The organism is Acidisoma sp. PAMC 29798 (genome assembly GCF_030252425.1).
GTDB classification, from domain to species: domain Bacteria; phylum Pseudomonadota; class Alphaproteobacteria; order Acetobacterales; family Acetobacteraceae; genus Acidisoma; species Acidisoma cladoniae.
The window spans coordinates 2,997,132-3,023,635 of sequence record NZ_CP126994.1; the positions used below are offsets into that span (position 1 = coordinate 2,997,132).

Annotated in this window: 28 protein-coding genes; 17 read left to right on the top strand and 11 right to left on the bottom strand. The window is 64.1% G+C overall.

Going from position 1 to position 26,504, the window contains the following annotated elements:
* Nucleotides 1-3: 3 nt before the first annotated feature.
* Both QP803_RS14435 and QP803_RS14440 read right to left on the bottom strand, forming a co-directional pair.
* Nucleotides 4-900 carry a glyoxalase gene (locus tag QP803_RS14435; protein ID WP_284944167.1) on the bottom strand — a complete coding sequence of 299 codons (897 nt, stop codon included), beginning with the start codon at nucleotides 898-900 and terminating at the stop codon, nucleotides 4-6.
* A 133-nt stretch (nucleotides 901-1,033) separates the two neighbouring features.
* Nucleotides 1,034-1,333: a hypothetical protein gene (locus tag QP803_RS14440; RefSeq protein ID WP_284944168.1), complete on the bottom strand. Its 300-nt coding sequence runs from the start codon at nucleotides 1,331-1,333 to the stop codon at nucleotides 1,034-1,036.
* A 104-nt stretch (nucleotides 1,334-1,437) separates the two neighbouring features.
* Between QP803_RS14440 and QP803_RS14445 the strand changes: the two genes are divergently transcribed.
* Nucleotides 1,438-3,159 carry a bifunctional protein-serine/threonine kinase/phosphatase gene (locus QP803_RS14445; RefSeq protein WP_284944169.1) on the top strand — a complete coding sequence of 574 codons (1,722 nt, stop codon included), beginning with the start codon at nucleotides 1,438-1,440 and terminating at the stop codon, nucleotides 3,157-3,159.
* 56 nt (nucleotides 3,160-3,215) lie between these two features.
* On the opposite strand, the gene QP803_RS14450 is transcribed toward QP803_RS14445, so the two are convergent.
* The 4 genes from QP803_RS14450 to QP803_RS14465 all read right to left on the bottom strand — a co-directional run bounded on the left by QP803_RS14450 (nucleotide 3,216) and on the right by QP803_RS14465 (nucleotide 7,685).
* Nucleotides 3,216-4,571 carry an ammonium transporter gene (locus tag QP803_RS14450; RefSeq protein ID WP_284944170.1) on the bottom strand — a complete coding sequence of 452 codons (1,356 nt, stop codon included), beginning with the start codon at nucleotides 4,569-4,571 and terminating at the stop codon, nucleotides 3,216-3,218.
* A 341-nt stretch (nucleotides 4,572-4,912) separates the two neighbouring features.
* Nucleotides 4,913-5,164, bottom strand: coding sequence for a DUF3297 family protein (locus QP803_RS14455; RefSeq protein WP_284944171.1), 252 nt, complete (start codon nucleotides 5,162-5,164; stop codon nucleotides 4,913-4,915).
* 79 nt (nucleotides 5,165-5,243) lie between these two features.
* Nucleotides 5,244-6,098, bottom strand: coding sequence for an SDR family NAD(P)-dependent oxidoreductase (locus tag QP803_RS14460; protein ID WP_284944172.1), 855 nt, complete (start codon nucleotides 6,096-6,098; stop codon nucleotides 5,244-5,246).
* Nucleotides 6,099-6,149: 51 nt separating this feature from the next.
* Nucleotides 6,150-7,685 (bottom strand): YifB family Mg chelatase-like AAA ATPase, encoded by a 1,536-nt coding sequence (locus QP803_RS14465; protein WP_284944173.1) that lies wholly within the window; start codon nucleotides 7,683-7,685, stop codon nucleotides 6,150-6,152.
* 202 nt (nucleotides 7,686-7,887) lie between these two features.
* Here QP803_RS14465 and QP803_RS14470 point away from each other — a divergent pair, with 202 nt between their 5' ends.
* The 8 genes from QP803_RS14470 (at nucleotide 7,888) to QP803_RS14505 (ending at nucleotide 14,818) form a co-directional block, all read left to right on the top strand.
* Nucleotides 7,888-8,922: an aspartate-semialdehyde dehydrogenase gene (locus tag QP803_RS14470; protein WP_284944174.1), complete on the top strand. Its 1,035-nt coding sequence runs from the start codon at nucleotides 7,888-7,890 to the stop codon at nucleotides 8,920-8,922.
* Nucleotides 8,923-9,147: 225 nt separating this feature from the next.
* Nucleotides 9,148-9,582: a succinate dehydrogenase, cytochrome b556 subunit gene (sdhC, locus tag QP803_RS14475; protein ID WP_284944175.1), complete on the top strand. Its 435-nt coding sequence runs from the start codon at nucleotides 9,148-9,150 to the stop codon at nucleotides 9,580-9,582.
* 11 nt (nucleotides 9,583-9,593) lie between these two features.
* Nucleotides 9,594-9,995, top strand: a complete 402-nt coding sequence (gene sdhD, locus QP803_RS14480; RefSeq protein ID WP_284944176.1) for a succinate dehydrogenase, hydrophobic membrane anchor protein — start codon at nucleotides 9,594-9,596, stop codon at nucleotides 9,993-9,995.
* 62 nt (nucleotides 9,996-10,057) lie between these two features.
* Nucleotides 10,058-11,869: a succinate dehydrogenase flavoprotein subunit gene (sdhA, locus tag QP803_RS14485; RefSeq protein WP_284944177.1), complete on the top strand. Its 1,812-nt coding sequence runs from the start codon at nucleotides 10,058-10,060 to the stop codon at nucleotides 11,867-11,869.
* Between the two features lie 10 nt (nucleotides 11,870-11,879).
* Nucleotides 11,880-12,662, top strand: a complete 783-nt coding sequence (locus QP803_RS14490) for a succinate dehydrogenase iron-sulfur subunit (protein WP_284944178.1) — start codon at nucleotides 11,880-11,882, stop codon at nucleotides 12,660-12,662.
* Between the two features lie 22 nt (nucleotides 12,663-12,684).
* Complete coding sequence (locus QP803_RS14495; protein WP_284944179.1) at nucleotides 12,685-13,347, top strand: tyrosine-protein phosphatase; 663 nt, start codon at nucleotides 12,685-12,687, stop codon at nucleotides 13,345-13,347.
* 67 nt (nucleotides 13,348-13,414) lie between these two features.
* Nucleotides 13,415-14,329: a cation diffusion facilitator family transporter gene (locus QP803_RS14500; protein ID WP_284944180.1), complete on the top strand. Its 915-nt coding sequence runs from the start codon at nucleotides 13,415-13,417 to the stop codon at nucleotides 14,327-14,329.
* Nucleotides 14,330-14,554: 225 nt separating this feature from the next.
* Nucleotides 14,555-14,818, top strand: a complete 264-nt coding sequence (locus QP803_RS14505; RefSeq protein ID WP_284944181.1) for a YMGG-like glycine zipper-containing protein — start codon at nucleotides 14,555-14,557, stop codon at nucleotides 14,816-14,818.
* A 35-nt stretch (nucleotides 14,819-14,853) separates the two neighbouring features.
* Here QP803_RS14505 and QP803_RS14510 read toward each other — a convergent pair whose 3' ends face one another.
* Together QP803_RS14510 and QP803_RS14515 are read right to left on the bottom strand one after the other, a co-directional pair.
* Nucleotides 14,854-15,090 carry a hypothetical protein gene (locus tag QP803_RS14510; RefSeq protein WP_284944182.1) on the bottom strand — a complete coding sequence of 79 codons (237 nt, stop codon included), beginning with the start codon at nucleotides 15,088-15,090 and terminating at the stop codon, nucleotides 14,854-14,856.
* Nucleotides 15,091-15,139: 49 nt separating this feature from the next.
* Entirely contained in the window at nucleotides 15,140-15,601 is a 462-nt protein-coding gene (locus QP803_RS14515; RefSeq protein WP_284944183.1) for a hypothetical protein, read from the bottom strand.
* Nucleotides 15,602-15,809: 208 nt separating this feature from the next.
* On the opposite strand from QP803_RS14515, the gene QP803_RS14520 reads away from it, so the two are divergent.
* From QP803_RS14520 to QP803_RS14530, 3 genes are all read left to right on the top strand, one after another.
* Nucleotides 15,810-16,454 (top strand): S24 family peptidase, encoded by a 645-nt coding sequence (locus QP803_RS14520; RefSeq protein ID WP_284944184.1) that lies wholly within the window; start codon nucleotides 15,810-15,812, stop codon nucleotides 16,452-16,454.
* 63 nt (nucleotides 16,455-16,517) lie between these two features.
* Nucleotides 16,518-17,234 (top strand): leucyl/phenylalanyl-tRNA--protein transferase, encoded by a 717-nt coding sequence (gene aat / locus QP803_RS14525; RefSeq protein ID WP_284947920.1) that lies wholly within the window; start codon nucleotides 16,518-16,520, stop codon nucleotides 17,232-17,234.
* A 5-nt stretch (nucleotides 17,235-17,239) separates the two neighbouring features.
* Nucleotides 17,240-17,869, top strand: coding sequence for a hypothetical protein (locus QP803_RS14530; protein WP_284944185.1), 630 nt, complete (start codon nucleotides 17,240-17,242; stop codon nucleotides 17,867-17,869).
* Between the two features lie 127 nt (nucleotides 17,870-17,996).
* On the opposite strand, the gene QP803_RS14535 is transcribed toward QP803_RS14530, so the two are convergent.
* Genes QP803_RS14535 through QP803_RS14545 form a run of 3 tightly spaced genes read right to left on the bottom strand, consistent with a single transcriptional unit; the run spans nucleotide 17,997 to nucleotide 19,093 of the window.
* Nucleotides 17,997-18,386 carry a type II toxin-antitoxin system VapC family toxin gene (locus QP803_RS14535; RefSeq protein ID WP_284944186.1) on the bottom strand — a complete coding sequence of 130 codons (390 nt, stop codon included), beginning with the start codon at nucleotides 18,384-18,386 and terminating at the stop codon, nucleotides 17,997-17,999.
* The gene (locus QP803_RS14540) at nucleotides 18,383-18,649 is read right to left on the bottom strand and encodes an AbrB/MazE/SpoVT family DNA-binding domain-containing protein (protein WP_284944187.1); all 267 of its coding nucleotides are present in this window, start codon (nucleotides 18,647-18,649) and stop codon (nucleotides 18,383-18,385) included. Before QP803_RS14540 ends, QP803_RS14535 begins: the two co-directional genes overlap by 4 nt.
* 39 nt (nucleotides 18,650-18,688) lie before the next feature.
* A complete protein-coding gene (locus QP803_RS14545) occupies nucleotides 18,689-19,093 on the bottom strand; it encodes a ketosteroid isomerase-related protein (RefSeq protein WP_284944188.1) in 405 nt (134 codons plus the stop codon).
* A gap of 71 nt (nucleotides 19,094-19,164) precedes the next feature.
* On the opposite strand from QP803_RS14545, the gene QP803_RS14550 reads away from it, so the two are divergent.
* The 5 genes from QP803_RS14550 (at nucleotide 19,165) to QP803_RS14570 (ending at nucleotide 26,503) form a co-directional block, all read left to right on the top strand.
* Nucleotides 19,165-20,061, top strand: coding sequence for a glycine--tRNA ligase subunit alpha (locus QP803_RS14550; protein ID WP_284947921.1), 897 nt, complete (start codon nucleotides 19,165-19,167; stop codon nucleotides 20,059-20,061).
* Complete coding sequence (gene glyS, locus QP803_RS14555; protein WP_284944189.1) at nucleotides 20,061-22,124, top strand: glycine--tRNA ligase subunit beta; 2,064 nt, start codon at nucleotides 20,061-20,063, stop codon at nucleotides 22,122-22,124. Before QP803_RS14550 ends, glyS begins: the two co-directional genes overlap by 1 nt.
* An 11-nt stretch (nucleotides 22,125-22,135) precedes the next feature.
* Nucleotides 22,136-24,805, top strand: coding sequence for a pyruvate, phosphate dikinase (gene ppdK / locus QP803_RS14560; RefSeq protein WP_284947922.1), 2,670 nt, complete (start codon nucleotides 22,136-22,138; stop codon nucleotides 24,803-24,805).
* A 127-nt stretch (nucleotides 24,806-24,932) separates the two neighbouring features.
* Nucleotides 24,933-25,799 (top strand): glycosyltransferase family 2 protein, encoded by an 867-nt coding sequence (locus QP803_RS14565; protein WP_284944190.1) that lies wholly within the window; start codon nucleotides 24,933-24,935, stop codon nucleotides 25,797-25,799.
* Nucleotides 25,796-26,503 carry a TVP38/TMEM64 family protein gene (locus tag QP803_RS14570; protein ID WP_284944191.1) on the top strand — a complete coding sequence of 236 codons (708 nt, stop codon included), beginning with the start codon at nucleotides 25,796-25,798 and terminating at the stop codon, nucleotides 26,501-26,503. The genes QP803_RS14565 and QP803_RS14570 overlap by 4 nt, the downstream gene beginning before the upstream one ends.
* Nucleotide 26,504 lies beyond the last annotated feature (1 nt).

Here is a 26,504-nt window from a genome sequence, read left to right on the forward strand (position 1 = left end):
CCGTCAGGGTGCACTGGAATGCACTTCGGCAATGTAACCGCCGGGGAATTCCAGCATGGCCGCCAAACGCGCATCCACCGCATAGGGCCCAGACAGAAGAGCGGCGCCGGCCGCCTTGGCCTTGACGATGGTCGCCGCAAGATCACTGACCGCGTAGCCGGTCATCTCATGCCCATAAGGATAAGGAAGGTGCCCATCCGTAACAAGCACGGTCATGTTGCCAAAGGGTGAGACGATACGGATGCGTCGATAAGTGTCTCCAGGCCGGCCGATCTCCGCACCCGGTGCCTGTGCGTCGTCAGACACAACCACGCCGCCAGCGAAACGGTCAAAGTCCCGAACGAACTCCATGGCTCTTTCTGGCGGCACATAGACCCGATTTTCAGGAACCGTCTGAAGTGCCGGATAGGACGGCGCCTTCGTGTGCCAATAGAGTTGCATGTTTACGCCGCCCGGCCATTGAATGATGGTGTCGCGACCAATGGCATCTGGAAACATCGTAACCAAGACAGCGGCGCCAGCGGCACGCGCCGCTTGGACCGCCGTATCCATATCGCGAACGAGATAGCCCGTACGCTCGAAACCAAAGGGATAGGGGACGGGTGTCCGGAAGCCAAAGATCGAAAGACTTCCGACGGATGTGAGCAGCAATTGAGAACTGGTGAGGCTAGGGGTGGGGGTGACCGTCACGACGGCCTGTTTTGTGGACGTGCCACCGAAGGTTTCTAGAAAACTCTTCACAAATCGATCAACATTGGACGGCGCGATATAGACATGAGTGGTGTCGTATTGCGGTCCCACCGCCAATGACGCCGCGGCCTCTGCATTGCTGGCCTGAGGCATCAATCCCACTACGCTTGAGGCGAAAGCTACGATGGCAATGCGCTTGATCATACTCATAAGATACCTCTCCGTGACGACGAGGGCTGTGTCGATGGGTTCCAAGCGATAGGACTGAAGCTCTTATATTTTGATAATGTAATGACTGGTCAATTATAACGACCACTTGTGCAAATCAACCGCGCCCACGCCCTCACTTCAGCCGGCATTGGTCCGTCAGATAAAACCCACCGGTGCTCGACGCGACATGCATGTCCATCGCCCCGCTCGCCCGGTCGAAATCGTAAAAACGACCTGTGCTCGTGTCCACCCAGGAAATGGCCCGGTCGGTGATCTGGGCCGGATAGGAATCGACCGTGCCATGACCCAGATCGACCGGAAGATCCCAGGTCGCGCCACTCGTCGTATTCCTGCAATGGAGCGCGGAATCCGCCCGGGCGGGGACCATGGGCATCACGATCGCGGCCACCACGAACGCGGCCAGGCATTGCATGAACCTCATCATATCCTCGCTGCCATTGTCCTGAAGGCGGAACCGTCTCGACGACACCGCCCCCGCGCGCGATAGTCAATGCACAGGAGCGAAAGAACATCGTCGTGGATCCGAGCGCCCTCCATTTCGACCCCGGCCGATTGGAGGTCCGTATCGGTCTCGCCACCGTTCCGGGGCCACGCGCCGACAACCAGGATTTCGCCCTCGCCTATCTCGGCACGCAGACCACCCGCGCTAGCCACGGCGTGGTCGCGGCGGTGGCGGACGGTGTTTCGAGCACGACGGGGGGCCGGGTTGCGGCCGAATTGGCCGTGCGCGGCTTCATCGACGGGTTTCTCGCCCAGAAGGAGACCCTGGCCGTGCCGCAGGCCGCCGCCATCGCCCTGACCGCGATTGCCGATTGGATCGAATCCCAGGGTCAGCGCGATGCGAACCTCGCCGGTATGGCGACGACCCTCACCGCCCTCGTGCTGCGCGGCCGGCGCGCCTACGGCATCCATATCGGCGATTCTCGGCTGTATCGCCTGACGCAGGGCCAGCTCACGCAGCTCACCACCGATCACCACCTGAACGCGCGCGTCTTGAGCCGCGCCGTCGGCATCGAAGGTGGCAGCCGTGCCGATTACTGCAGTGAACCGGCGGCGGCGGGGGACCGCTTTCTGCTGACCAGTGACGGCGTGCATTCCGCCCTGTCCGCCACGCGCATCGGCGCCATCCTCAAGCGCCGCGCGGCACCGGACGAAACGGCCGAGATGCTGGTCACCTCCGCCTTGGAGGCAGGCGGGCGCGACAATGCCACCGCGATGGTGGTGGACGTCGTCGACATCCCGGCCGCCGACCGCGCCGACCTCGCCGCGGATATGGCCCGCCTGCCGATCGGGTCGCTGCCCGCGCCAGGCGAGACCGTGGATCAGTTCGACCTCGGGCCGATCCTTGCGGATGGCGAGATGAGCCGGCTGTTTCGCGCCACCGACCGCCAGAGCGGCCGGGCCGTGATCGTCAAATTCCCGAACCCGGAGCTTGCCAGCGCCCCGCATCTGCGCGCGGCCTTCCTGCGAGAGGCCTGGATCACCACGCGGCTTCATGGGCCTTGGCTCGGCGAAGCGCCGGAGCCCGATCCTGGCCGGCAAACGCGGCTCTATGCCGTCATCGCCTTCCATGAGGGGGAAACGCTGGACCAGCGTCTGCAGCGCCGGCCGCGCGTCGGCCTGGAGGAGGGCATCGCCATTGGCGAGCGTCTGGCCAAGGCGACCGCCGTTCTGCATCGGGCGGGGATCATCCATCGCGACATCAAGCCCGGTAACGTCTTTCTGGCACCCTCGGGTGCGGCACGGCTGATCGACTTCGGTCTCGCGCGGGTGCCGGGCATCGAGGAAGAGGCGGCGGCCGGCGATCCGGGCGGCGTTCCGGGAACGCCGAGCTATATGGCGCCCGAGCTGTTCAGCGGCACGACGCGCGGTGACGCCAAGACCGATGTCTATGCTTTGGGCGTGACATTGTATCGCATGTTCAGTGGCGGGCCCTATCCGTATGGCGAGGTGCGTGCCTTCGCGCCGCCACGCGCGACCAATCCTGTGCCGCTGACGCGCCATCGCCCGGATCTGCCGGCCTGGCTCGATGCGACGATCCTGAAGGCCGCCGCGCTGAACCGCGACGAGCGTTTCGACGATGCCATCGACTTGGTGCTGGCGCTGGAAGCCGGCGAGAGCTTTCGTCCGATTCATGCGAGACCGGCGCTCTATGATCGCAATCCGCTGCTGTTCTGGAAGACGGTCAGCGCAATTCTGGCGTTTATCATTCTCTGCCTGCTGGTCTGGCAGCATTGAAAGAAAGGGCGACCGAACACCGGCCGCCCCTTCCCTCATGCGCAAGCTCCGATCGCTCAGAGCGGCGTCGTTTCCTCATAGGGCAGCGGTACGCGTGAGCCTTCGCCGAAGATCGCATAGGCCTCTTCGCCGTGAATCGCGTCGTCACCGATCTGTAGCATCGCATCGGACATGCGCAGCGGCGTCACGAAGGAGATCAGCTTCAGGATGACATAGGTGCCGATGATATTCAGCACGATGATGAACAACGCGCCTTCGATCTGCAGCAGCAACTGGTGCGGGTTACCATAGAACAGGCCGGTCACGCTGACGCCAGGCGCATCCTTATCCGTGCCGACATATTCCAGCATCTTCGGATCCGCCAGAATGCCCGTCAGCAAACCGCCGACGACGGCCGCGACACCATGGGTATGGAAGACGCCCAGCGTGTCATCGACCCGACGCATGATGGCGGTCTTGGCGAACATGTTCATGCTGAGCCACGGCAGCAGAGCCGCGACCACACCGATGATGATGGCACCCCAGCCGTTGACGTAACCAGCGGCGGGCGTGATGCCGACGAGACCGGCGATCATGCCGTTAACGGCGCCGATGACCGAAGGCTTGCCGTAGGAGAAGTAGTCCAAGACCGTCCAGACCAGCAGGGCAAAGCAGGTGGCGATGTTGGTGTTGAGGACTGCGGCGCCTGCATCGGCATTGGCGAAATACGGATCGCCGCCGTTGAAGCCGTTCCAGCCGAGCCACAGGATGCCCGCGCCGACCAGGGTGACGAGAAGGCTGTTCGGCTCGAAACTATCGCGGTCGCGCTTCAGACGCGGGCCGATGATCGCGGCCGCCACGAAGCCCGATGTCGCTGCCGACAGATGGATGACGTACCCACCGGAGAAGTCGACCACGCCCTTGACGGCCAGCCAGCCGCCCCCCCAGAGGCTGAAGGCTCCGACCGTGTAGATGAAGGTCATCCACACCGGCACGAAGATCGCCCAGGCCTTGAAGCTCATGCGGCCGAGCACGGCGCCTGCGAGAATGATCACGGTGATCGCGGCGAAGACGAACTGGAAGTAGATCATGGTCGCCATCGGGAAGCCCAGCGGGGGCATACCGCCGGCGGCTGCCGGAATCGACGCCTCGCCCGTTTCCATGGCGGCTGACAAGATCGACCGCGGCACGCCCAGGAAGGGGAACCATTGTGGCCCGAAGGCCATGCTGTAGCCCCACAGCGCCCAGACCACCATGACGGCGGCGAAGGCATACATCGCCATGAAGGCGGAGTTGATGGCCCACTTTTTCTTGACGATGCCGCCGTAGAGCACCACCAAGCCCGGAACACTCTGCAGTGCCACGAAAGTGGCGGCGGCTAATTGCCAGGCGTTATCGCCTGAATCCAGCCATTTCGGTGAAGGAACCAGCACGTTCAAACCCCCTTATTGCCAGCGATGCAACTCCGCAGGCTCGACCTTTTTTCGACCCGCTCTCTGGTCGCCGGTCTAGCCTCCGCTGTAATCACGCACAGGTGATAACCGGAATTAATAAAGCAATATCGATGCCAATGCAGGACAATTCCTGGGAGGAAAGTGTCGAGCGTGCTACTGCCAGTTGAGGGTTTGTGGAGCGACGCGATCAGGAATGGGTCGCAGGTACCGTGAGGGCCTTCGCCCAACAAATAAACAAACGGCTAAAACAGTATCATAGCGAAGCGAAGACCGTTGGGACTGGGCCGGCGACTGAAACCCGCGCCGTTAGCGCGCGGTAATCATCCCGCCTCGCCATCATCGCGAAAATAGGGCTCCACCGTTCCGCTCAGCTTCATGGTCAGCGGCGCACCATGGCGATCGACCGATTTGCCGACCGAGAGGCGAACCCAGCTCTCACTGACACAATATTCCTCGACATTGGTCTTCTCCACACCCTTGAAGCGGATGCCGACGCCACGCAGCAGCGCCGCCTCATCGTAATGCGGGCTCTTGGGGTTATTGGAGAGATGGTCCGGTGGGGTATCGGTCATGATCGGTCAGGCCTTCGGCAAGATGAAAACGGTGCTGGCATAAGCGCCGGGGCCAGCAACCTCAAGCGATGGGGGCGCCTCACAAACCCCGTTCGGCGAGGAAGGCCGCGAAAGCCGGGGCGTAGTCGGGGTGCCAGCGGGACAGGGGCGGCCGGTTCTCGGTGATATCCATCGCAGCCCAGATAACCCGTGCATTATCAAGGTCCCGCGTCACGTCGTTATCGGGGCAAATGATATAGAAATCACCTTGCGCCAGCTTTTCGACCATGAACTCGACCACCTGTTCCGGGGTCCAGGCGGCGGGCGGCTTCTGCGCCACGCGCACGCGGGTGAGGCCGGTGAAGGTGAAGCCGGGCACCAGCAGATGCGCGGTCACGCGGCAGTCCTTGCGGGTGCGCAGTTCATGGGCCAAGGCCTCAGTCACCACCTTCACGCCGGCCTTAGAGACATTATAGGCGGTGTCGCCGGGCGGGCAGGTAATGCCCTGCTTGGAGCCGGTGTTGATGATGGCGCCTGGCGTTCCCTGCGCGATCATCGCCGGGCCGAAGACCTGCACGCCGTTGATGACGCCGGCGAGGTTGGTGCCCAGAATGTCCTCCCAACGGCCTGCCTCGCCGAAGATATCGCCGCCGCCTTCGCGCCCGGCATTGTTCATGAGCAACCCGACTTCGCCGAAGGCGTCATAGGCGCGGTCGCGGAGGCGGATCACATCCTCGCGCCGGCCGACATCGGTCGGCATCGCGATCACGCCGGAGGCCGCGTTGGTCTTGGCGGCCATCGCCGTGAGGGCTTTCTCCAGCCCGGCCTCATCCGTATCCGCCAGGACCAGGCGCATGCCGAGGGAGGCGAAATGCATCGCCGCGGCAAGGCCAATTCCGCTTGCGGCACCGGTGATGACGGCCACACGGCCCGGCGCCAATACAGTGTCGTTCATCGTCTCACTCCTCCGCAGGTCGGTCTTGGCGGCAGTTTAGACCGACCGTGGCTATCGCGCGACCCGCAGAGGCGCGCGCAGCGTGGGTTGGCCCGGCGCGCGGTGCCGATAGGCCAAAGCCTCCGCCACATCGACACGACGGATCCCCGGCGCCCGCGCTAGATCGGCAATGGTGGCCGAGACGCGCAGCAGGCGGGTAAAACCCCGTGCCGAGAGGCCCAGCTTCTCGGCTGCCGTCTCCGCCAACAAGCGCGCATCCGCCGCCAGGGTGAAGCTGTCGATGTCGGCTTCACTATTCAGGCAGCCGGCGCCGGTCGGCGTCTTGCGCCGCATCTGCAAGGCCCGCGCCTCCGCGACACGGGCGGCCACCACGGCACTCCCTTCCCCTAAGGGTGCGCGCGACAATTCGATGGGGGAGATGGGCGACACCTGAACGATGAGGTCGATCCGGTCGAGCAGCGGGCCGCTGATCCGGCCCTGGTAATCTTCCGCGCAACGCGGCGCCCGGCCGCATTCGCGCGACGCATCCCCGAAATGGCCGCAGCGGCAGGGGTTCATGGCGGCAATCATCTGGAAGCGCGCCGGATAGGTGATATGGGCGGCGGCGCGGGACACGGTGGTGCGCCCCGCCTCCACCGGCTGGCGCAGCGCCTCCAACGCGGCGCGGGGGAATTCGGGCAATTCGTCGAGGAACAGCACGCCACGATGGGCGAGACTGACCTCACCGGGCCGCGCCCGCGATCCGCCGCCCGTCAGGGCCGCCTGGGATGCCGAATGATGCGGCTCACGAAAGGCCGGCCGCTTGAACAGCCGCCCGCCTTCCAACATGCCGGCGACGCTATGCACCATGCTGACCTCCAGCGCCTCCATCGGCGTGAGGTCGGGCAGCAACCCCGGCAGGCGGGAGGCGAGCATGGATTTGCCGGCGCCGGGCGGGCCGATCATGAGCAGATGATGGGCCCCGGCCGCCGCAATCTCCAACGCCCGTCGTGCCGTCTCCATGCCTTTGACCTGGGCAAGGTCCGGGCCGGGAGGCCCCTCCACCACCCCGCCCACGGCAGGCGGGGATAGCAGTTGCGTGCCGCGAAAGTGGTTGATCAGGGACATCAGGTCGGGGGCCGCCAGAATCTCGAGCTTGCCGGCCCAGGCGGCCTCCGGCCCCTGCGCCTCCGGGCAAATCAGCCCCCATTCGCGTTGAGAGGCCGCCATGGCGGCCGGCAAAATGCCAGCGACCGAGACGATGCGGCCGTCGAGCGAAAGCTCCCCCAAGGCCGCATAACCGCCGAGTTCCTCCGGCGGCAAAATATCCATCGTGGCGAGAACGGCGAGGGCCATCGGCAGATCGAAATGGCTGCCTTCCTTGAGTTGATCGGCCGGCGCCATATTGATCAGCAGCCGCTTCGGCGGCAGGGACAGCCCCATCGCGGCGAGGGCCGCCCTCACCCGCTCCCGCGCTTCGGCCACCGCCTTGTCGGGCAGGCCGACGACGAGGAAGGCCGGCAGACCACTCGACGCCTGGGCCTGCACCTCCACGGGCACCGCCTCAATGCCGGAGAACGCGAAGCTCAAGACCCGCACCACGCCCATGGTTTTTCTTTCGTATCGGTATCATATCGATAAGCTGTTGGGCGCATGATTGTCCACCGGCGGGCGCAAGGCAGACAGAACCGAAGGCGAGTCGATCTGGGCGCGCGGCTGATGGGCGAAGGCTTTGCTTGTCGGCCCTGGAACAAGTCGGTAACGGGCAAGGCTGCCGCCGGACGAGCGGCGTGAAACGGGAGCAAGGGCAATGGGCTATCGGGTAGCGGTCGTGGGTGCCACCGGAGCGGTGGGACGCGAGATCCTGAAAACGCTGGCCGAGCGGAACTTCCCCGTGAGCGACATCGTGGCCTTGGCCTCCGGCCGATCGACCGGCACCGAGATCTCCTTCGGGGCGGATCGCGTGCTCAAAACGCAGAACCTCGAAAAATTCGATTTCCACGGCTGGGATATCGCGCTGTTCAGCCCGGGTGCCGCCGTGTCCGCCATTCATGCGCCCCGCGCGGCTGCCGCCGGCTGCGTCGTGATCGACAATACCAGCCATTTCCGCATGGACCCGCAGGTGCCGCTGGTGGTGCCCGAAGTGAACCCCGAGGCCCTGGCCGGATGGCGCAAGAAGGGCATCATCGCCAACCCCAATTGCTCCACCATTCAGATGGTCGTGGCGCTGAAGCCGCTACATGACGAATTCACCGTCAAGCGTGTCTCCGTCGCGACCTATCAGTCGGTGTCCGGCGCGGGCAAGGAAGGCATGGACGAGCTGTTCAGCAATAGCCGGGCGATGTTCGTCAACGACCCGGTGACGCCGCAGCAGTTCACCAAGAACATCGCCTATAACGTCATCCCCCATATCGACAGCTTCCTGGACGACGGCTCGACCAAGGAAGAATGGAAGATGGTTGTGGAGACGAAGAAGATCCTGGACCCATCGATCGCGGTCTTCGCCACCTGCGTGCGCGTGCCTGTGTTCATCGGCCATGCCCTGGCCGTGCATGTCGAATTCGCCAATCCGGTGACGGCCGGTGAGGCGCGGGCGACGCTGCGGGAGGCACCGGGCGTGACGGTGGTCGATGTGCGGGAAGATGGCGGGTATGCGACGCCGGCCGAGGTCGCCGGTGAGGATGATGTCTTCGTCAGCCGCATCCGCAAGGACCCGACAGTGCCGCATGGCATCGCCTTCTGGTGTGTCGGTGACAATCTGCGTAAGGGCGCGGCGCTGAACGCGGTGCAGATCGCCGAGAGCCTGATCGCCCAGGGCCTGCTGACGGCCGCTAAAGCGGCGTAAGTGCGAAGACGCTGCGCTTTTCCGCCCTACAAGACGGGGCCGCTCGTAGGGTGAATCAGCGCGGCGCATTCCACCCTACGGAGCAGGCGGCAGACCCCGAATTGTTGATGCTGCACCTGCGTTGACCACCTGATGTCACAAGATTACAGAGACTTCAGGGCGGCTCCAGCTACTAACCCTCCGGCGCGCGATGCAATCACCCGACACTCTGAGTGGAATTCGCTAATGGCAGATGTTCGCGATGCCTTGATCATCGGCAAGCGGAGCGACGGCACGCTCGTCAGCCGGCCGCTGTCCCCCCATCTTCAGGTCTATAAGCCGCAGATCAGCTCCATCAGTTCGATCATGAACCGGATGACGGGCATCGCCCTGTCGGTTGGTTTGCTGCTGATGGTCTGGTGGCTTGTGGCCGCGGCGACATCGCCGCAGGCCTTCTCACACGCCCAGGGCTTTATCGGGTCGCCCATCGGGCTAATTCTGATGTTCGGCTGGACGCTCGCCCTTTGGTACCATTTCTGTAATGGCATCCGCCATCTGTTCTGGGACGCGGGCTATGGCTACGCGATCGAGACCTCGCACAGAACTGCGTTGCTGGTCGTGATTGGCACGGTGGCCCTCACCATCCTGAGCTGGGCCGTCGGCCTGGCCACCTGGCTCTGAGGGCCTCCATCATGGCACATAACGACAAGCTTTCTGTCACCGTGCGGCGGTCCGAATTGGGCCGCGCCAAGGGCCTGGGTGCCGCAAGAAGCGGCGTGCATCATTGGTGGATGGAACGCGTGACGTCGGTCGCGCTGATCCCGCTGACGCTGTGGTTCGTCTTCTCGGTGCTGTCCATGGCGGGCCATCCGCAGCCGAGCGTTGCCCATTGGATGTCCCATCCCCTGGTGGCCGTCTTGCTGATCGCCCTGATCGTGACCTCGTTCCAGCATACCGCCCTCGGCCTTCAGGTGGTGATCGACGATTACGTCCATCAGGAAGGCCAGCGGATGATCGCGCTGCTGGTCATGAAGGCCGTGGTCGTGCTGCTGGCCCTGGCCGCCCTTCTTTCCGTTCTGAAACTCGCCATCTGAGCATGAAGCGATCCGGCGGCGGGCCCTTCGGCCGCGCCCGCGCGATCTGAAACGAGGCTACGATGAACGCCATCTCCAAGCCATCAAACGGCGCCTATACCGTCATCGACCACACCTATGACGTCATCGTCGTGGGCGCGGGCGGCGCGGGATTGCGCGCGACCCTCGGCATGGGCGCGGCCGGTTTGAAAACCGCCTGCATCACCAAGGTCTTCCCCACACGCAGCCACACGGTTGCAGCCCAGGGCGGCATCGGCGCCGCACTCGGCAATATGGGTGAGGACGACTGGCGCTGGCATATGTACGACACCGTGAAGGGGTCCGACTGGCTCGGCGACCAGGACGCCATCGAATACATGTGCCGCAATGCCATTCCGGCGATCTATGAGCTGGAGCACTTCGGCGTGCCCTTCAGCCGCACCGAAGACGGCAAGATCTACCAGCGCCCGTTCGGCGGCCATATGAAGGAATACGGCAAGTCGCCCGCGATGCGCGCCTGCGCCGCCGCGGACCGCACCGGCCATGCCATTCTGCACACATTGTATCAGCAGAGCCTGAAGCATGATGTGGAATTCTTCGTTGAATACATCGCCCTTGACCTGATCATGGACGAGGATGGCGCCTGCCGTGGCGTCATGGCCTGGAGCCTCGAAGACGGCTCGATGCATCGTTTTCGCGCGCAATCCGTGGTGCTCGCCACGGGCGGCTACGGCCGCGCGTATCAAAGCTGCACCTCAGCCCATACCTGCACGGGCGACGGCAACGGCATGGCGATCCGCGCCGGCCTGCCGATGCAGGACATGGAATTCGTGCAGTTCCACCCGACCGGCATCTTCAGTGCGGGCTGCCTGATCACCGAAGGCGCACGCGGCGAAGGCGGATACCTCACCAATAGCGCCGGCGAACGCTTCATGGAGCGTTACGCCCCGACCGCGAAAGACCTCGCCAGCCGCGATGTCGTCTCGCGCTCGATGACCATCGAAATCAATGAAGGTCGTGGCTGCGGTCCCAACAAGGACCACATCTTGCTGCATTTGGAGCATCTGGGCGCCGATCTGCTGCATGAGCGCCTGCCGGGCATTTCCGAAACGGCGCGGGTGTTTTCCGGCACCGATGTGACGAAGGAGCCGATCCCGGTGCTGCCAACGGTGCATTACAACATGGGCGGCATCCCCACGAATTATCATGGCGAAGTTCTGTCCCCCACGCCTGAAAACCCTGACCGGGTCGTGCGCGGGCTGATGGCGATTGGCGAATGCGCCAGCGTCTCGGTCCATGGCGCCAACCGCCTCGGGACCAACTCTTTGCTCGACCTCGTGGTCTTCGGCCGCGCCGCCGCCCATCGCGCCGCCGAGACGCTGCAAAGCGGTGCATCACAGGCGCCGCTGCCGCCTAAGGCCGGCGAAGCCTCGCTCGATCGTTTCGATGCGGCGCGCTACGCCAAAGGCAGCACGCGCGTGTCTGAGCTTCGCGTCGATCTCCAGCGCGCCATGCAGGCCCATGCGGCGGTGTTCCGCAGCTCCGCCAGCCTCACCGAGGGCGTGCGCAAGGTGAAGAAGTCCTGGGATGGGCTGAGCGACATGGGCGTCACTGACCATAGCCTGATTTGGAATTCCGACCTCGTCGAGGCGCTGGAGCTGCAGAACCTCATGGGCAATGCGATGGTCACGATGGTCGGCGCCGAGGCACGCACCGAAAGCCGTGGCGCCCATGCGCATGACGATTACCCGAACCGCGACGACGTCAATTGGATGAAGCATACGCTGGCCTGGTGCGACGCGGCAGGCGACGTCAAGCTCGGCTATCGGCCGGTCAAGATGCAGACCCTGACCAACGAAGTCTCGGTCTTTCCGCCCCAAAAGCGCGTCTACTAAGGAGCCTCCGATGGCAACCTTCACTCTTCCGAAGAATAGCAAGGTCGTCGAGGGTCAGCGCTACAAGGCGCCTGCCGGGGCGAAGCGCGTGAAGGAGTTCCGTATTTATCGCTGGAACCCCGATGACGAGAAGAACCCGCATACCGACGTCTACGAGATCGACCTCGACGATTGCGGCCCGATGGTTCTGGACGCGCTGATCAAGATCAAGAACGAAGTCGATGGCACGCTGACCTTCCGCCGCTCTTGCCGCGAAGGCATCTGCGGAAGCTGCGCCATGAATATCGACGGCACCAACACCCTCGCCTGCCTCAAGCCGATCGAGGATGTGAAAGCCGCCGTCCGCATCAATCCGCTGCCGCATATGGCCGTGGTCAAGGACCTCGTGCCTGACCTGACCCAGGCCTATGCCCAGTATCGGAGCATCGAGCCCTGGTTGCAGTCCGAAACTCCGCCCCCGCCCGATGCCGAGCGGCTGCAAAGCGTGGAGGAGCGGTCCAAGCTCGACGGTATGTGGGAATGCATCCTGTGTTTCTGCTGCACCACCAGCTGCCCGAGCTATTGGTGGAACGGCGACCGCTATCTGGGCCCAGCCGTGCTACTGGCGGCCTATCGCTGGATCGCCGATAGCCGCGACGAGCACACCGGGGACCGGCTGGATGCCTTGCAGGACCCCTTCAAGCTCTATCGCTGCCACACCATCATGAACTGTGCCGAAACCTGCCCCAAGGGCCTCAACCCAGCGCAGGCGATCGGCGAGATCAAGAAGCTGATGGTGCAGCGCCAGGGCTGACGCGCCCGTCGCGGTTCTGATCATGTTCAAGGGTGACATCGGCACGCCGCGTGGGCGCGCCTGGGCTTGGTCCGACGCGACCTTCGTCGATCACGGCATCTTCCGGCTCGTCTGGTCGAACTGGGCCGAGGTCGTGCCCGGCCGCCTCTATCGCTCCAATCACCCGCATCCGTGGCGGCTGGCGGCCGCCCAGCGCAAACTCGGCATCAAGACGCTGATCAACCTGCGCGGCCCCCGGTTTTGCGGAGCGGACGCACTGTCGCGGGAAGCGGCAGCGAAGCTCGGCCTGCATCATATCGATATGGCCTTCGAAAGCCGGGGCGCGCCGCATAAGGAGCGCATCCTGCGCTTTGCCGCGATCGTCGACACGCTCGTTGAACCTGCGCTGATGCATTGCAAATCAGGCGCCGATCGCACGGGTCTCGCCGCCGGGCTCTATCTTCTCTTCAAGGGCGGCAGCAGCGTCGATGCACTGAAGCAACTGTCCTGGCGGTTCGGCCATTGGAGCAGCGCGCGTACCGGCATCCTTGACGCGTTTTTCCGTCGTTATGCTCAAGACGCCGAAGGCCGGATTTCGTTCCTGGATTGGGTCAGGACCGAATATGATGAGGTCGCCCTGAAGCGGGATTTCGTCGCCGGAGGCCTGTCCGCCTTCGTGGTCGATCGTGTTCTTCGACGCGAATAGGGTTTCCTTTCGCGGCGAGTGGTCCTAGTCCGACACTTGCATCCACTCGATGAGCACGATCCCATAAATGGACGACCTTCATCCGGCCGCAGCGGGACGAACCGCGATCAACTTGGCCGCGAGCAGCATTCTCGTCGGCATCATCGTGCTGGCACTCAAGGGTGTCGCATGGTGGATCACGGACAGTTCCGCGCTTTATTCCGATGCGCTGGAAACCGTCGTAAATGTTGCCAGCGCCGCCGTCGCCTTCTGGACGCTTCGGGTGGCCGCCAAGCCTGCCGATCACGACCATCCTTTCGGACACGACAAGGCTGAGTTCTTCTCGGCCGTCGTCGAGGCTGTGCTCATCATCCTGGCCGCCGTCTCCATCCTGCATCATGTCTGGTTGAACTTCCGCCACGGCCATGCGCTGACGGAACCGCTCGACGGCATGGCCATCAACGTGGTGGCGACGGTCATCAACGCGGGTTGGGCCTGGGTTCTGCTGCGCGCCGGGCGTCGCCTTCGATCGCCGGCGCTGATTGCCGATGGACGCCATCTATATTCGGATGTCGTGACCTCGGGCGGCATTTTGCTCGGCCTCGTCCTCGTTCTGTTGACGGGAACACTGTGGCTCGATTCGGCTCTGGCCGCGGCGACGGCGGTTTATATCCTGTGGGCGGGCATTCGCATGCTGCGCCTGTCTTTGAGTGGACTGATGGATGCGGCGCCGGATGAGGAGACTTTGGACCGCATTCGCCACATCGTCGCGACCCATGCCGATGGTGCCCTGGAAGCGCATGACCTGCGCACGCGGCAGGCGGGGCGCCTGACCTTCCTGCAATTTCATCTCGTGGTGCCGGGCAAGATGCCGGTCGATCAGGCGCATGACATCTGCGACCGGATCGAAGCCGCCTTGAAAGCCGAAATGGAGGGTCTGATCGTGACCATTCATGTCGAGCCAGAACTCAAGGCGAAGCATAAGGGCGTCGTGGTTCTCTGACGGACCAATCGCGTCAGCGTGTCACGCCGCCATGTCTCGGCCATCGCGCGGCAATAGTTTTGCCCTGGATTGGGCCTTTAACAAGGCATTGAAACCGACGCCTGTGCGAATTCTGCACGTCGCTCAGGCGCGCGGTCATGGGGTGCCGAAAGCCCAGGACGCACCATGTTCGTGCCCTGGGCTTGTGCCCGTTGCGTGTGTCATCGTGATGAGGAGACCATCGATATGAGACTGAAATTGACCGCCCTCGCGGCCATTGCCGGGCTGGGTTTGCTGACCGCCTGCACCGATCCCTATAGCCCCGGTCAGCGCGCGCTTGGCGGCGCCGCCATCGGCGCGGGCACGGGGGCAGTGATCGGCGGCATCACCGGCGGCGGACAGGGCGCCGGCATTGGCGCCTTGATCGGCGGCGCCGTGGGTGCCGCGGGTGGCGCCGCCACCACCCCGCAACGCCCCAGGCCCCGTTACTACAACAATAACGGCTACTGATAAGCCGAGGCCCGATGGCGACATCGGGCCTCCCTTTACAGTCGAAGGTCCATCAGCGTGGGCATGCCGTGGCCAAGCCCCACGCCTGCCAATCGCCCGCCATCATGGGCGGAAATCATAATCATATCCCCTGTGGTGAGCATGTCGCCGGCATCAGAGAAGAAACCCTGGCCACTCACCGCATCGAGTGGGTCTTCCCGGGCGCTATAATGCCACAGCGTGAAGCCATTCGCGTAGGCAAGAACACAGAGATCGCGCAATACGAAGGCCATGGACGTGCATCCTCTAAAGCGGTAGGACTTTCGTCCTCATCGCGATTGACTAGGAAATTATGCCGAGAGACCGTAGCGGCCACTCCAGGCGTTCAGTCGCCTCGCGCCACAGCCGCGAATCGGACCGTTCGTTCGGCGCATCCGCGCGCGGCGGCCGCCCCCGATGGGCCCAGATGCGCAAGATGCGGGCGTGACGGAGGTCGATCCGGCGGCGGCGATACAGGGTGTCGAGGCACCGCACCACTTCAATCGGCTCGCAAATGCGAGATACCGCCCGGCCCGATCCGTCACCCACTTCGGCCGCATCCCCTAAGGCCTTGATCGTCCAGATGATGCATTCCTCGACATCCCGAAAAGGAACGCCCCGTCGCTGCACGCCGGTCGGTCTGGAAGTGACGGCCGCATCATGGCCAAGCCCATGCCGCACCGTCGCAGATCCACGCGACCCCTTCGCCCCGGGCGGAGCTTGGGCCGCCCGCGGCAGGGTTGTCATCGGCTGTCTATGACTCATGCTCAGTTCCGATTTTTGGGGTGCAATGGTGCCGACTGGCGTCGGATGTCTTGCTGGGATGCCAAGATCCCCAGAAACGCTCGATCATATCGTTTCTAATTGGCAACATTAATGGCGTGGGTGCCAAGTTTGCAACCATAAAATAGGGAAAGGTTCTCATTTTGTGGTGCATGATCGATCATCCCGGCGCGGAATCATGGAAACCTAAATGCGGCACGAGGATATCTGGCGAGCGATCGACACCCTTGCGGCGGAGCGGGGCCTCTCGGCGTCCGGCCTCGCGCGGAAGGCGGGACTTGATGCCACAACCTTCAACCCCTCCAAGCGATCGACGGCGGATGGGCATGCGCGCTGGCCGAGCACCGAAAGCGTGTCGAAGGTACTGGAAGCGGCCGACGCCACTTTGGAGGAGTTCGCCACCTTGGTGAGCGGCGCCCGCGCCTTGCCGGCGGGATCACGCCCCATCACCCGGCGATTGCCCCTGATCGCCCTCACTCAGGCGGCGCTGCCCAGCTATTTCGATGAAGCCGGCTACCCCGTTGGAACGGGGTGGGACGAGGTCGGGCTTCCGGAAGTCAGCGACCCGCATGCCTATGCGATCGAGGTTGGGGGCGACTCGCTGGAGCCGGTCTACCGCGACGGCGATATCGCCATCGTCTCCCCCCTCGCGCCGATCCGGCGCGGCGACCGGGTGGTGATCAAGGATCGGAAAGGGCATGTCATGGTGAGGGAAATCGCGCGCCGATCTGCCCGGCGTGTCGATGCGCGGTCGCTCAATCCCGCCCGAAGCGATATAAGCTTGCCCTTGGAGGCCATTGCATGGATGCACCGAATCGTGTGGGTCAGCCAATGACAACCAGCCCATGAACCCCTTGGCCATGATTTAAGCTTGAAAGAATCGACCCACATGGGGCGTATGCCCCGCCAACCGACAGCTGTGACGCCCGACTTGCTGCTCCGGGCCTATCGCGCCGGTCTCTTTCCGATGGCCGAGACGCGGACGAGCTTCCGACTCTACTGGCTCGATCCGGAGCACAGGGGTGTTCTGCCGCTCGATCATTTTCACCTGCCACGCCGGTTGCGGCGGACGGTCCTATCTGACCGCTATCGCGTGACGACCGATGCCGCCTTTGACGCTGTCATCAGCGCCTGTGCCGAGTCCGGCCCAACACGGTCCGATACCTGGATCAACCCGGCCATCGAACGTCTGTTTCGCGGGCTTCATGAAATGGGCCACGCCCATAGTGTGGAGTGCTGGCTGGGCGATGACCTCGTGGGCGGGCTCTATGGCATGGCAATTCGCGGTGCCTTCTTCGGTGAAAGCATGTTCTCCCGCGCCCGAGACGCCTCCAAGGTGGCGCTTGTGCATCTCGTGGCGCGCCTGCGCATGGCGGGCTTCACGCTGCTGGACACGCAGTTCGTGACCAGCCATCTGGCGCAGTTCGGTGCCATCGAAATTCCACGCGAGCTGTATCGTCGTCGCCTCGCCGAGGCATTGGAACAGCCGGCCCTCTGGCCCGAGAGGCCCGAGAGTAACGCCTTACGCCGTGCCATCGAAGACATCGGTGAGGAGCCATTATGCCCAGAGACTCAGGACGCGGACATTCAGGACTCCGGGGACTTATCCGACTAACGTCCGTGGCGGCGATCGGCCTCATGGCCTTGGCGGCGCTGAGCCTGCCGGCGCGGGCTCAGGACTATCCGAGCATCGTGCCGATGCGCGACGCGAAGGTCGTCTACAGCGTCACCAGCACCTCCACCGGACCGATGCGGATCGAGGTCTTCGCCCAGCCGGCGACGCAGACCTTGCGCGTGCAGCTTGATGGTCAGCAGGACTATCTGCTGGTCGATCGCGGCCAGGAGCAGGCGATGCTCGTGGCCCCCGACAAGGGTATGGTCTTCGTCGTGCCGACGAACGGGATGCTGCACCGCCAGCTCGACCGCAGTTCCGGGCTTCGCTTCCAGCGCGCCGGCAGCCGCATGATCGCAGGATCGGAATGCACGGTGTGGCGCCTGGAAGGCCCGAGCGGCCGAGGGGACGCCTGTGTGACGCAGGACGGTATCCTTCTGGCCGGTGAGGGCCATGGCGACAGGCCGAACGACCAGGGCCAGGTGCCCGCCGGCAAGCTGATCGCGGTCAGCGTCGATTATGATCCGCAGCCGCCGGAATTCTTCGAGGCGCCGGACGGACTACCGCAGGTCAATCTGCCGCCAGCCATGCTCGCCGCCATGGTGCCCGGCCTCGCCGGTCTCGTGCCGCCGCAGTGACACGGCGGATAACGCTGCGCTCATCCGCCCTATAATAGGCACCACCCGTAGGGCGGAAAAGCGCAGCGCATTCCGCCACTACCCGCCATCGATGCTAGGGGCAGGGTACCGCTCAACAAGCGGACGGCTAAGCTCCACGCGATCGGATCAGCACGATCTCGAAGCCGGAAAGGCCCATCCAAATCGCATCAGCGGTGACGACGGAGGCTTCGCGCAACCGGCCGAGCGCCAGGCAGGCGCGATCCCCGAGGGAAAGGCCTGCCGATCGGGTCACCCTTCGTAACTCGCCGACAATGTACGCTTGGTGACTGCCAAAATCGATGACCTCGACACCGAGGTCTTCGACCACAGATCGTGCATCGCCAAGCGACATGCCGCGCTCACAGAGCTTCGAGATGACTTCCGCAAGATTGACTGCAGATAAAAGTGCGCCGGGAAGAGTCGCCTTCACAGTTTCGGCGCCTGGCTCGTCTAAAAGCAGAGCCAGAACAGCGGAACTATCCAGAACGGATATCATTCACGATCGGCGGCGGCGCGACGCTCGGCGATCAACTCGTCCACCACGCCCGCTCCGTCCGGAATGCAGCGGCGAACCATGGCCTGAGCACGGCGGATCGCGGCATCGAGGGGTTCGAGAACGACCGTTCCATCGACCAAACGCGCGACAAGGCTGCCGCCGCCTTGGAGGCCGAGTTCCGCCCGCATATTCGCTGGGATCACCACGCGACCATTGGGGGCAAGGGTCAGGTTGGCTCGGAGTTGTTCAGCCCCATGTGTCATGCAGAGTTTATGTGACACTTATCAATAAAATGTCAATTTCTAACCGCCGACCTGGGCGATCCAATCCTGGAGATTGTAGTAGTTGCTGATGCGGGCGACCTTGCCGTCCCGCAGGGTGAAGAAGGCGCCCGCCGGTAGGACGTAGGTCTGGCCGGTGGCCTCAGGCAGGCCGTCATCGCTGGCGATATAAGCGCCATGGACCATGAATTCGGCGGCACCGCGGTCCGGCGTGGCGCCCGCCATGATGACGATATCCTCCAGCCGCTCGCGGTAGCAGCGCGTCATATGATCCACGAAATGGCCAAAGGCCTCACGCCCCACCTGCCGCTCGCCCTGGTTGATGTCATGGGCGACATCCTCCGTCAGCAGCGCCAGGAACGCCGCCTTATCGCCGGCATTGAAGGCCGCGTAGTAGGCCTCGATCACCTTGGTCGTCTCGTCCATGCTCGCTTTCCTCGCCTTGCCCTGATCAGGTGGGGGCCGTAATGGAGTGGCCCCGCAGCCTTGGCGAGGCCATGAACCTGAGTTCGACGAACCAAAGCAAGCCCCCCAGCTTGACGAGACCCCTGAGCTTTCAGGCGATGATCCTGCGGCTGCACGAATACTGGTCCGATCGCGGCTGCGTCATTCTCCAGCCCTATGACGTCGAAATGGGGGCCGGCACCTTCCACCCGGCGACAACGTTGCGCGCCCTGGGCGGCAAGCCGTGGAAAGCCGCCTATGTCCAGCCGAGCCGGCGGCCGACCGATGGCCGTTACGGCGAAAACCCCAACCGTCTCCAGCATTATTACCAGTATCAGGTGCTGATGAAGCCGAGCCCGCCCGATGCGCAGGCGCTGCTGCTCGGCAGCTACCGCGCCATCGGCATCGACCTCGACCGGCACGACATCCGCTTCGTGGAAGACGACTGGGAGAGCCCGACGCTGGGTGCCTGGGGCCTCGGCTGGGAAGTCTGGTGCGACGGCATGGAAGTGACGCAGTTCACCTATTTCCAGCAAGTCGGCGGCATCCCCTGCGTGCTGCCGAGCATGGAACTGACCTACGGCCTCGAACGACTGGCGATGTACGTTCAGGGCGTCGAAAATGTGTACGACCTCGACTTCAACGGCCAAGGCGTCAGCTACGGGGATATCTTCCTCCGCGCCGAGCGCGACTACAGCCGCTTCAACTTCGAGGTCGCCGATACCGAAATCCTCAGCCGCCATTTCGAGGATGCGGAGCGTGAATGCGCAAGCCTGCTGAGCCACGCTCTGGCTCAACCCGCCTATGACCAGTGCATCAAGGCGAGCCACCTGTTCAATCTGCTCGATGCGCGGGGCGTCATCAGCGTGACCGAGCGCGCTGCCTATATCGGCCGGGTGCGGGCGCTGGCGCGGGGCTGCGCCGAAGCCTGGCTGGCCGGAGACGTCTGATGGCCGAGTTTCTGCTCGAACTCTTCTCCGAGGAAATTCCGGCGCGCATGCAAGCGCAGGCGGCCGAAACGCTTGCGCGACTGCTGACCGAAGCCCTGGCGCCCCTTTCCCCAAAGGGCAGTCGCACGCTGAACAGCCCGCGTCGCATCGCCTGGATCGGCAGCCTGGCCGCCGAAGTGCCCGCCGCGACGATCAGCGAACGTGGCCCCAAGCTCGCCGCGCCCGAACAGGCCATCGCCGGCTTTCTGCGCAAGCACGGCGCCGCGCAGGAGGATCTGCGCGAGGATGCGGGCTATTGGTTGCTGGAGAAGCAGATACCGGGGCGGCCGGCGGCGGAGCTGATTGCCGAGGCGATCCCCGCTTTGCTGCGCCGCTTCCCCTGGCCGAAATCCATGCGCTGGGGCGGCACCAGCAGCTTCACCTGGGTCCGCCCGCTGCGCCGCATCCTGTGCCTGCTCGACGGCGAAGTCGTGAACTTCTCCCTCGCCACAGCCGAGGATGATGGGCACGGGCTCGTCAGCGGTTGCATTACCGAAGGCCACCGGTTCATGGCGCCGGACGCAGTCGAAATCCCTTCGGCCGAGGCCTATGAGGCAATCCTTGCGGACCGCCGCGTCATCGTCTGCGCCGAGGAACGGCGGGCGCGTGTCGCGGCCGGCGTGACCGCCTGCGCCGAGGCGGCCGGCTATACGATCGTGCCGGATGAGGGGCTGCTGGACGAGGTGGCCGGTCTGGTCGAATGGCCAGTGGCCTTGCTCGGCCGGATCGACGCCCAGTTCATGGACCTGCCGCCGGAAGTCCGTCAGGTCTCGATGCGGGTCAATCAGCGCTACTTCGCCCTGACGGATGTTGCGGGCGCGCCTGCCCCTGCTTTCGTCTTCGCCGCGAATATCGCGGCACCGGATGGCGGGGCCGCCATCGTCGCCGGCAATGAGCGTGTGTTGCGGGCGCGCTTGTCCGACGCACGGCATTTCTGGGACCTCGATCGCCAGACACCTTTGGCGGAGCGCGTTGGGGCGCTTGGTCGCATCACCTTTCACGCCAAACTCGGCAGCCAGGGTCAACGGGTCACACGGATCGAAGGTCTTGCGGCGTTTATCGCGCCCTTGGTCGGCGCCGATCCCGCCCAAGCGCAGCGCGCCGCCTTTCTCTCCAAGGCGGACCTTACCACCGGCATGGTGGGGGAATTTCCTGAGCTTCAGGGCTTGATGGGCAGCTATTACGCCCGCCATGACGGCGAGCCGGCTGCCGTGGCGGACGCCATTCGCGACCATTACGCGCCCAAAGGACCGAGCGACGCGGTGCCCGTGGCACCGGTGTCCATCGCAGTGGCGCTTGCCGACAAGCTCGATCTGCTGGCGAATTTCTTTGCCATTGACGAGAAGCCGACCGGCTCGGGCGATCCCTTCGCCCTACGCCGTGCCGGCCTTGGCGTCATCCGCATCATTCGTGAAAACGGCTTGCGTCTCAGCCTCCGCGATCTGATCCGTCATGCCCTCGGAACCGAGACGCGCACGACGACGATCGCCGACGAGGTCCTGGCCTTCATCATCGAGCGGTTGCGCGTGCAACTTCGCGCCGAGGGCCGCCGGCATGACGTGCTGTCCGCCGCCTTCGCCGCCGCCAATGACGATGACCTGACGCGCCTGCTGCGCCGGGCTGACGCGGTCGAGGCGCTGCTGGGCACGACAGACGGCGAGAACCTGCTCGCCGCCTATCGCCGCGCCGCCAATATCCTACGCATCGAGGAGAAGAAGGGCCCGCTTGCACCCGGCGAGGTCGATGAAAGCCTTCTGACAGAGGATGCCGAGACATCCTTGAACGAGGCCCTTAAAACCGCTGAGAGTGACGTCACATTTTTCCTGAACGCGGAAGATTTTGCCGGGGCGATGGCAAAACTTGCGCCGATGCGCCAGTCTGTCGATGCCTTCTTCACGGCCGTTACGGTTAACGCCGACGACCAAGACCTACGGAATAATCGCCTGCGCCTCTTGAGGCGGCTGCGCGCAACAATGGACCGCGCGGCCGACTTCTCGAAGTTAGAAACGACGGGAGCCGTATAATGAACGATGTCATGACCAAGTGGGTCTACAACTTCGGCGCAGGCCAGAACGATGGCCGGGCCGAGATGCGCAATCTGCTGGGAGGCAAAGGCGCCAACCTCGCCGAGATGGCCAGCATCGGCCTGCCGGTGCCGCCGGGCTTCACCATCTCCACCGATCTCTGCACGGCCTTCTACAAGAACGACCGCCGCTATCCCGATGATCTCGATGACCAGGTGCTAGAAGCGCTCGCCCGGATCGAGACGGCCGTCGGCCTGAAGTTTGGTGACGCCCAGAACCCCCTGCTCGTCTCGGTCCGCTCCGGTGCACGCGTGTCGATGCCTGGCATGATGGATACCGTTCTTAACCTCGGCTTGAATGATGAGACGGTGAAGGGCCTCGCCACCGCTTCAGGGGACGCGCGCTTCGCCTGGGACAGCTATCGCCGCTTCATCCAGATGTTCGGCTCGGTTGTCCTCGGCGTCGATCATCACCGCTTCGAGGAGATCATCGACCAGGCCAAGATCGATGCCGACGTGATCGAGGACACCGCCCTCACCGCCCATCAATGGGAGGAGGTCGTGGAAGCCTATCAGGCGCTGGTGCTGAACGAGACCGGAAAGCCCTTTCCGCAATCGCCGCATGAGCAGCTTTGGAGTGCCATTGGCGCCGTCTTCGGAAGCTGGATGAACACGCGCGCCATCACCTATCGCCGGCTGCATGACATCCCCGCCGACTGGGGCACGGCCGTCAATGTGCAGGCCATGGTGTTCGGCAACCGGGGCACCGACTGCGCCACCGGCGTGTGCTTCACGCGCGACCCCTCGACCGGTGAAGACATTTTCTACGGTGAGTTCCTGGTCAATGCGCAGGGTGAAGATGTCGTCGCCGGCATCCGCACACCGCAGCCGCTGTCCAAGCTGCGCGCCAAGCCGGGCGAGATCTCCATGGAGGAGGCGCTGCCCGAAGCCTATGCCGAACTCCTGAAGGTCCGCGAAACCTTGGAAACCCACTACAAGGACATGCAGGACATCGAGTTCACGGTGCAGAGCAACGTCCTCTATATGCTGCAGACCCGCAGCGGGAAGCGCACTGCCGCCGCCGGCCTGCGCATCGCCGTGGAAATGGCCGAAGGCGGCTTGATCGGCCGCAGCGAGGCGCTGATGCGCATCAACCCCGCCTCGCTCGACCAGTTGCTGCACCCGATGCTGGACCCCGATGCGAAGCGCACCCTGATCTCGCGCGGCCTGCCGGCCAGCCCCGGCGCCGCGTCCGGCATCGTGGTTTTCTCCGCCGATGAGGCTGAGATGCGGGCGCAGAAGGGTGAAGGCGTCATCCTGGTGCGGGTCGAAACGTCCCCTGAGGATATCCACGGCATGCATGCCGCACGTGGCATCCTGACCACACGCGGCGGCATGACCAGCCACGCGGCCGTGGTGGCACGCGGTATGGGTCGCCCCTGCGTCTCCGGCGCCGGCGGCATCGCCGTCGATTACGGCTCCCAGACCCTTTCGGCCGGCGGACGCATGGTGCGCAGCGGCGAGGTCATCACCATCGACGGCGCCACCGGTGAGATCTTCCTCGGCTATGTCGCGATGATCGAGCCCAAGGTCTCCGGCCATTTCGGCACCATGATGGAGTGGGCGGACGATGTTCGGACCATGGCGGTGCGCGCCAATGCCGAGACGCCGCTCGATGCCGAGACCGCCAAGCGTTTCGGCGCCGAGGGCATCGGCCTGTGCCGCACCGAGCACATGTTCTTCGATCCCAGCCGCATCGGCGCCATGCGCCAGATGATCATGGCCAATGATATGGACGGCCGCCGCACCGCGCTCGCCAAGCTGCTACCGTTCCAACGCGATGACTTCATCGCACTGTTCCGAATCATGGCCGGAAAGCCGGTCACCATCCGTCTGCTCGATCCGCCGCTGCATGAGTTCCTGCCGCATGGAGAGCATGAACTGATGGAGGTCGCAGCGGCCATCGGCGTCGATATGGCGACGATGACGCAGCGCGCGGCGGACTTGTCGGAGGCTAACCCGATGCTCGGTCATCGCGGCTGTCGCCTCGGCATCACCTATCCGGAAATCTATGAAATGCAGGCACGCGCCATCTTCGAGGCGGCCCTCGCCGTCGCCGAGGAAACCGGCGCCGCGCCGGTGCCGGAAATCATGATTCCGCTAGTCGGCTCGAAGCGCGAGCTGGAGATCACCCGGGCCCAGGTCGACCGCATGGCGAAGGAGGTCTTTGCCGCCGCTGGCAAGACCTTGGAGTATCAGGTCGGCACGATGATCGAGCTGCCGCGCGCCGCTTTGCTTGCGGACCAGATCGCCGAGCAGGCCGACTTTTTCAGCTTCGGCACCAATGACCTGACGCAGACGGTCTTTGGCCTGTCGCGAGACGACGCCGGCAAGTTCCTACCGAAATACGTCGAAAGCGGGATTTTCGAAAAAGACCCCTTCATCTCGCTCGATCGTGATGGCGTCGGGCTTTTGGTGAAGATGGCGGTCGAAAAAGGCCGGGCGACCAAGGGAAAAATCAAGCTCGGCATCTGCGGGGAGCATGGTGGCGACCCCGCCAGCATCACCTTCTGCCAGGAAGTGGGGCTCGATTACATCTCCTGCAGCCCGTACCGCGTGCCGGTTGCACGCCTCGCAGCCGCCCAGGCGGCGATTGGAACGCGCAGCGACCGGACTGCCTGAACTATGGCCATATCCGCCATTTTCTGAACACGGAACAGGTGCTTCCTAGAGTGATCGATCGGGTGTCTGACTGGCAATCCTCGCACGGCCACCCGATCTTCATGCCAATAGGAAGGGCTGCCGTCAGATGAGCCAGGCGATCTCTCAAGGATTTTCGTCACCGTCCGCCGGTCACCCGCTGATCTCCGTCGTGGTGCCCGTGCGGAACGAGGCTGCGAATATTCTTCCTCTCATCGGCGAAATCCGCACGGCCCTGGCCGGGATTTCGCACGAAATCGTTTATGTCGATGATGGCAGCACGGATGAGACGCCGCAGCGCTTGCGCCAGGCTTTGGCCGAGGGCGCGCCACTGCGCATCATTCGCCACCGCACCAGCTGCGGCCAAAGCGCCGGCGTCGTCACCGGCGTCAAGCATGCACGCGGCACCTGGATCGCCACCTTGGATGGCGACGGGCAGAACGACCCGGCGAACATCCCCGGCATGCTGGAGCGCGGGCAGGCTGAAGAGCGTTTGACCTCCGTTCCGGTTCTGATGGCCGGTTGGCGCCAGAAGCGGCGCGATACCTCCGCCAAACGCTATGGCTCCCGCATTGCCAATAAGGTGCGCGCCTCGATCCTGAAGGATGCGACGCCGGACACCGGTTGTGGCCTCAAAGTCTTTCGGCGCGAGGCCTTCCTCGAAATTCCGCATTTCGACCATATGCATCGCTATCTACCCGCACTTTTCATCCGCGCCGGCGGACGTGTGATTTCGGTGCCCGTCAATCATCGCCCGCGTCTCGAAGGGACATCGAACTACAATAACTGGCAGCGCCTGCGCGTCGGCATCGTCGATCTCGCCGGCATGTATTGGCTCCAGCGTCGCTGGAACAAGGCCGAGATCGACGGCCCGATCATCGAGCCGCCGGTCGCCGCCATGGAGCGCCGCCAGGTGGAGGGCATCGCCCCTGTCGCGATCACCATGCAGACCGGCCAGACGAGTGAGCAGATATGAGCGCACATTCATCACGGACGTCGATCACCGCGCCGGACCAGGACCGGAAGGAGATTTGGCGTCTCCTCGTCAAGCCGCTCGGTCTGTTGCTGGGCCTGGTTCTTGCCGGGGTGGTGATCAAGACCCTGTCCGGCGGCCTCAATAACGGGTTGCTCGCGCAATATGTCGTGGGTCATGGCATCGAAGGCGAGGCCTTCTTCGTGGCAGGTGGCGCCTTACTGTGCGCGGTCGGTCTGCCGCGCCAGGCTTTGGCCTTCGCCGGCGGCTACGCCTTCGGCTTGAAGCTGGGTTTCGTGCTGGCGATGACCGCCCAGATCCTGGGTTGCGTCGTCGACTTCTTCTGGGCACGTGCGATTGCGCGGGACTGGGTGCGTGGCCGCCTGGGCGCGCGCCTCGCGCGCCTCGACAGTCAGTTGAGCGCCCAACCCTTCATGGCGTCGCTGACGCTGCGCCTGTTGCCGGTCGGCAATAACGTCGTGCTGAGCTTGCTTGCGGGCATTTCCTCGGTCGGCGCAGTGCCGTTCCTGGCCGCGTCCTTCATCGGCTATGTGCCACAGACCTTGGTCTTCGGGCTGCTGGGCAGCGGTGTCCATGTCTCGCACAGCACCCAGATCGTGATGGGCAGCGTGTTGTTCGTGCTCTCCGCGCTCCTCGGCGTCGTGCTTCTCCGCCATTGGCGCAAGCAGACGAGCGTCGCGGCGTAGA

Coding starts and splice junctions, on each gene's coding strand:
- QP803_RS14435 (WP_284944167.1), bottom strand. CDS start 900: ATGAGTATGATCAAGCGCATTGCCATCGTAGCTTTCGCCTCAAGCGTA.
- QP803_RS14440 (WP_284944168.1), bottom strand. CDS start 1,333: ATGCAATGCCTGGCCGCGTTCGTGGTGGCCGCGATCGTGATGCCCATG.
- QP803_RS14455 (WP_284944171.1), bottom strand. CDS start 5,164: ATGACCGATACCCCACCGGACCATCTCTCCAATAACCCCAAGAGCCCG.
- QP803_RS14460 (WP_284944172.1), bottom strand. CDS start 6,098: ATGAACGACACTGTATTGGCGCCGGGCCGTGTGGCCGTCATCACCGGT.
- QP803_RS14465 (WP_284944173.1), bottom strand. CDS start 7,685: ATGGGCGTGGTGCGGGTCTTGAGCTTCGCGTTCTCCGGCATTGAGGCG.
- QP803_RS14470 (WP_284944174.1), top strand. CDS start 7,888: ATGGGCTATCGGGTAGCGGTCGTGGGTGCCACCGGAGCGGTGGGACGC.
- sdhC (WP_284944175.1), top strand. CDS start 9,148: ATGGCAGATGTTCGCGATGCCTTGATCATCGGCAAGCGGAGCGACGGC.
- sdhD (WP_284944176.1), top strand. CDS start 9,594: ATGGCACATAACGACAAGCTTTCTGTCACCGTGCGGCGGTCCGAATTG.
- sdhA (WP_284944177.1), top strand. CDS start 10,058: ATGAACGCCATCTCCAAGCCATCAAACGGCGCCTATACCGTCATCGAC.
- QP803_RS14490 (WP_284944178.1), top strand. CDS start 11,880: ATGGCAACCTTCACTCTTCCGAAGAATAGCAAGGTCGTCGAGGGTCAG.
- QP803_RS14495 (WP_284944179.1), top strand. CDS start 12,685: ATGTTCAAGGGTGACATCGGCACGCCGCGTGGGCGCGCCTGGGCTTGG.
- QP803_RS14500 (WP_284944180.1), top strand. CDS start 13,415: ATGGACGACCTTCATCCGGCCGCAGCGGGACGAACCGCGATCAACTTG.
- QP803_RS14505 (WP_284944181.1), top strand. CDS start 14,555: ATGAGACTGAAATTGACCGCCCTCGCGGCCATTGCCGGGCTGGGTTTG.
- QP803_RS14510 (WP_284944182.1), bottom strand. CDS start 15,090: ATGGCCTTCGTATTGCGCGATCTCTGTGTTCTTGCCTACGCGAATGGC.
- QP803_RS14515 (WP_284944183.1), bottom strand. CDS start 15,601: ATGAGTCATAGACAGCCGATGACAACCCTGCCGCGGGCGGCCCAAGCT.
- QP803_RS14520 (WP_284944184.1), top strand. CDS start 15,810: ATGCGGCACGAGGATATCTGGCGAGCGATCGACACCCTTGCGGCGGAG.
- aat (WP_284947920.1), top strand. CDS start 16,518: ATGCCCCGCCAACCGACAGCTGTGACGCCCGACTTGCTGCTCCGGGCC.
- QP803_RS14535 (WP_284944186.1), bottom strand. CDS start 18,386: ATGATATCCGTTCTGGATAGTTCCGCTGTTCTGGCTCTGCTTTTAGAC.
- QP803_RS14540 (WP_284944187.1), bottom strand. CDS start 18,649: ATGACACATGGGGCTGAACAACTCCGAGCCAACCTGACCCTTGCCCCC.
- QP803_RS14545 (WP_284944188.1), bottom strand. CDS start 19,093: ATGGACGAGACGACCAAGGTGATCGAGGCCTACTACGCGGCCTTCAAT.
- QP803_RS14550 (WP_284947921.1), top strand. CDS start 19,165: ATGAACCTGAGTTCGACGAACCAAAGCAAGCCCCCCAGCTTGACGAGA.
- glyS (WP_284944189.1), top strand. CDS start 20,061: ATGGCCGAGTTTCTGCTCGAACTCTTCTCCGAGGAAATTCCGGCGCGC.
- ppdK (WP_284947922.1), top strand. CDS start 22,136: ATGACCAAGTGGGTCTACAACTTCGGCGCAGGCCAGAACGATGGCCGG.
- QP803_RS14565 (WP_284944190.1), top strand. CDS start 24,933: ATGAGCCAGGCGATCTCTCAAGGATTTTCGTCACCGTCCGCCGGTCAC.
- QP803_RS14570 (WP_284944191.1), top strand. CDS start 25,796: ATGAGCGCACATTCATCACGGACGTCGATCACCGCGCCGGACCAGGAC.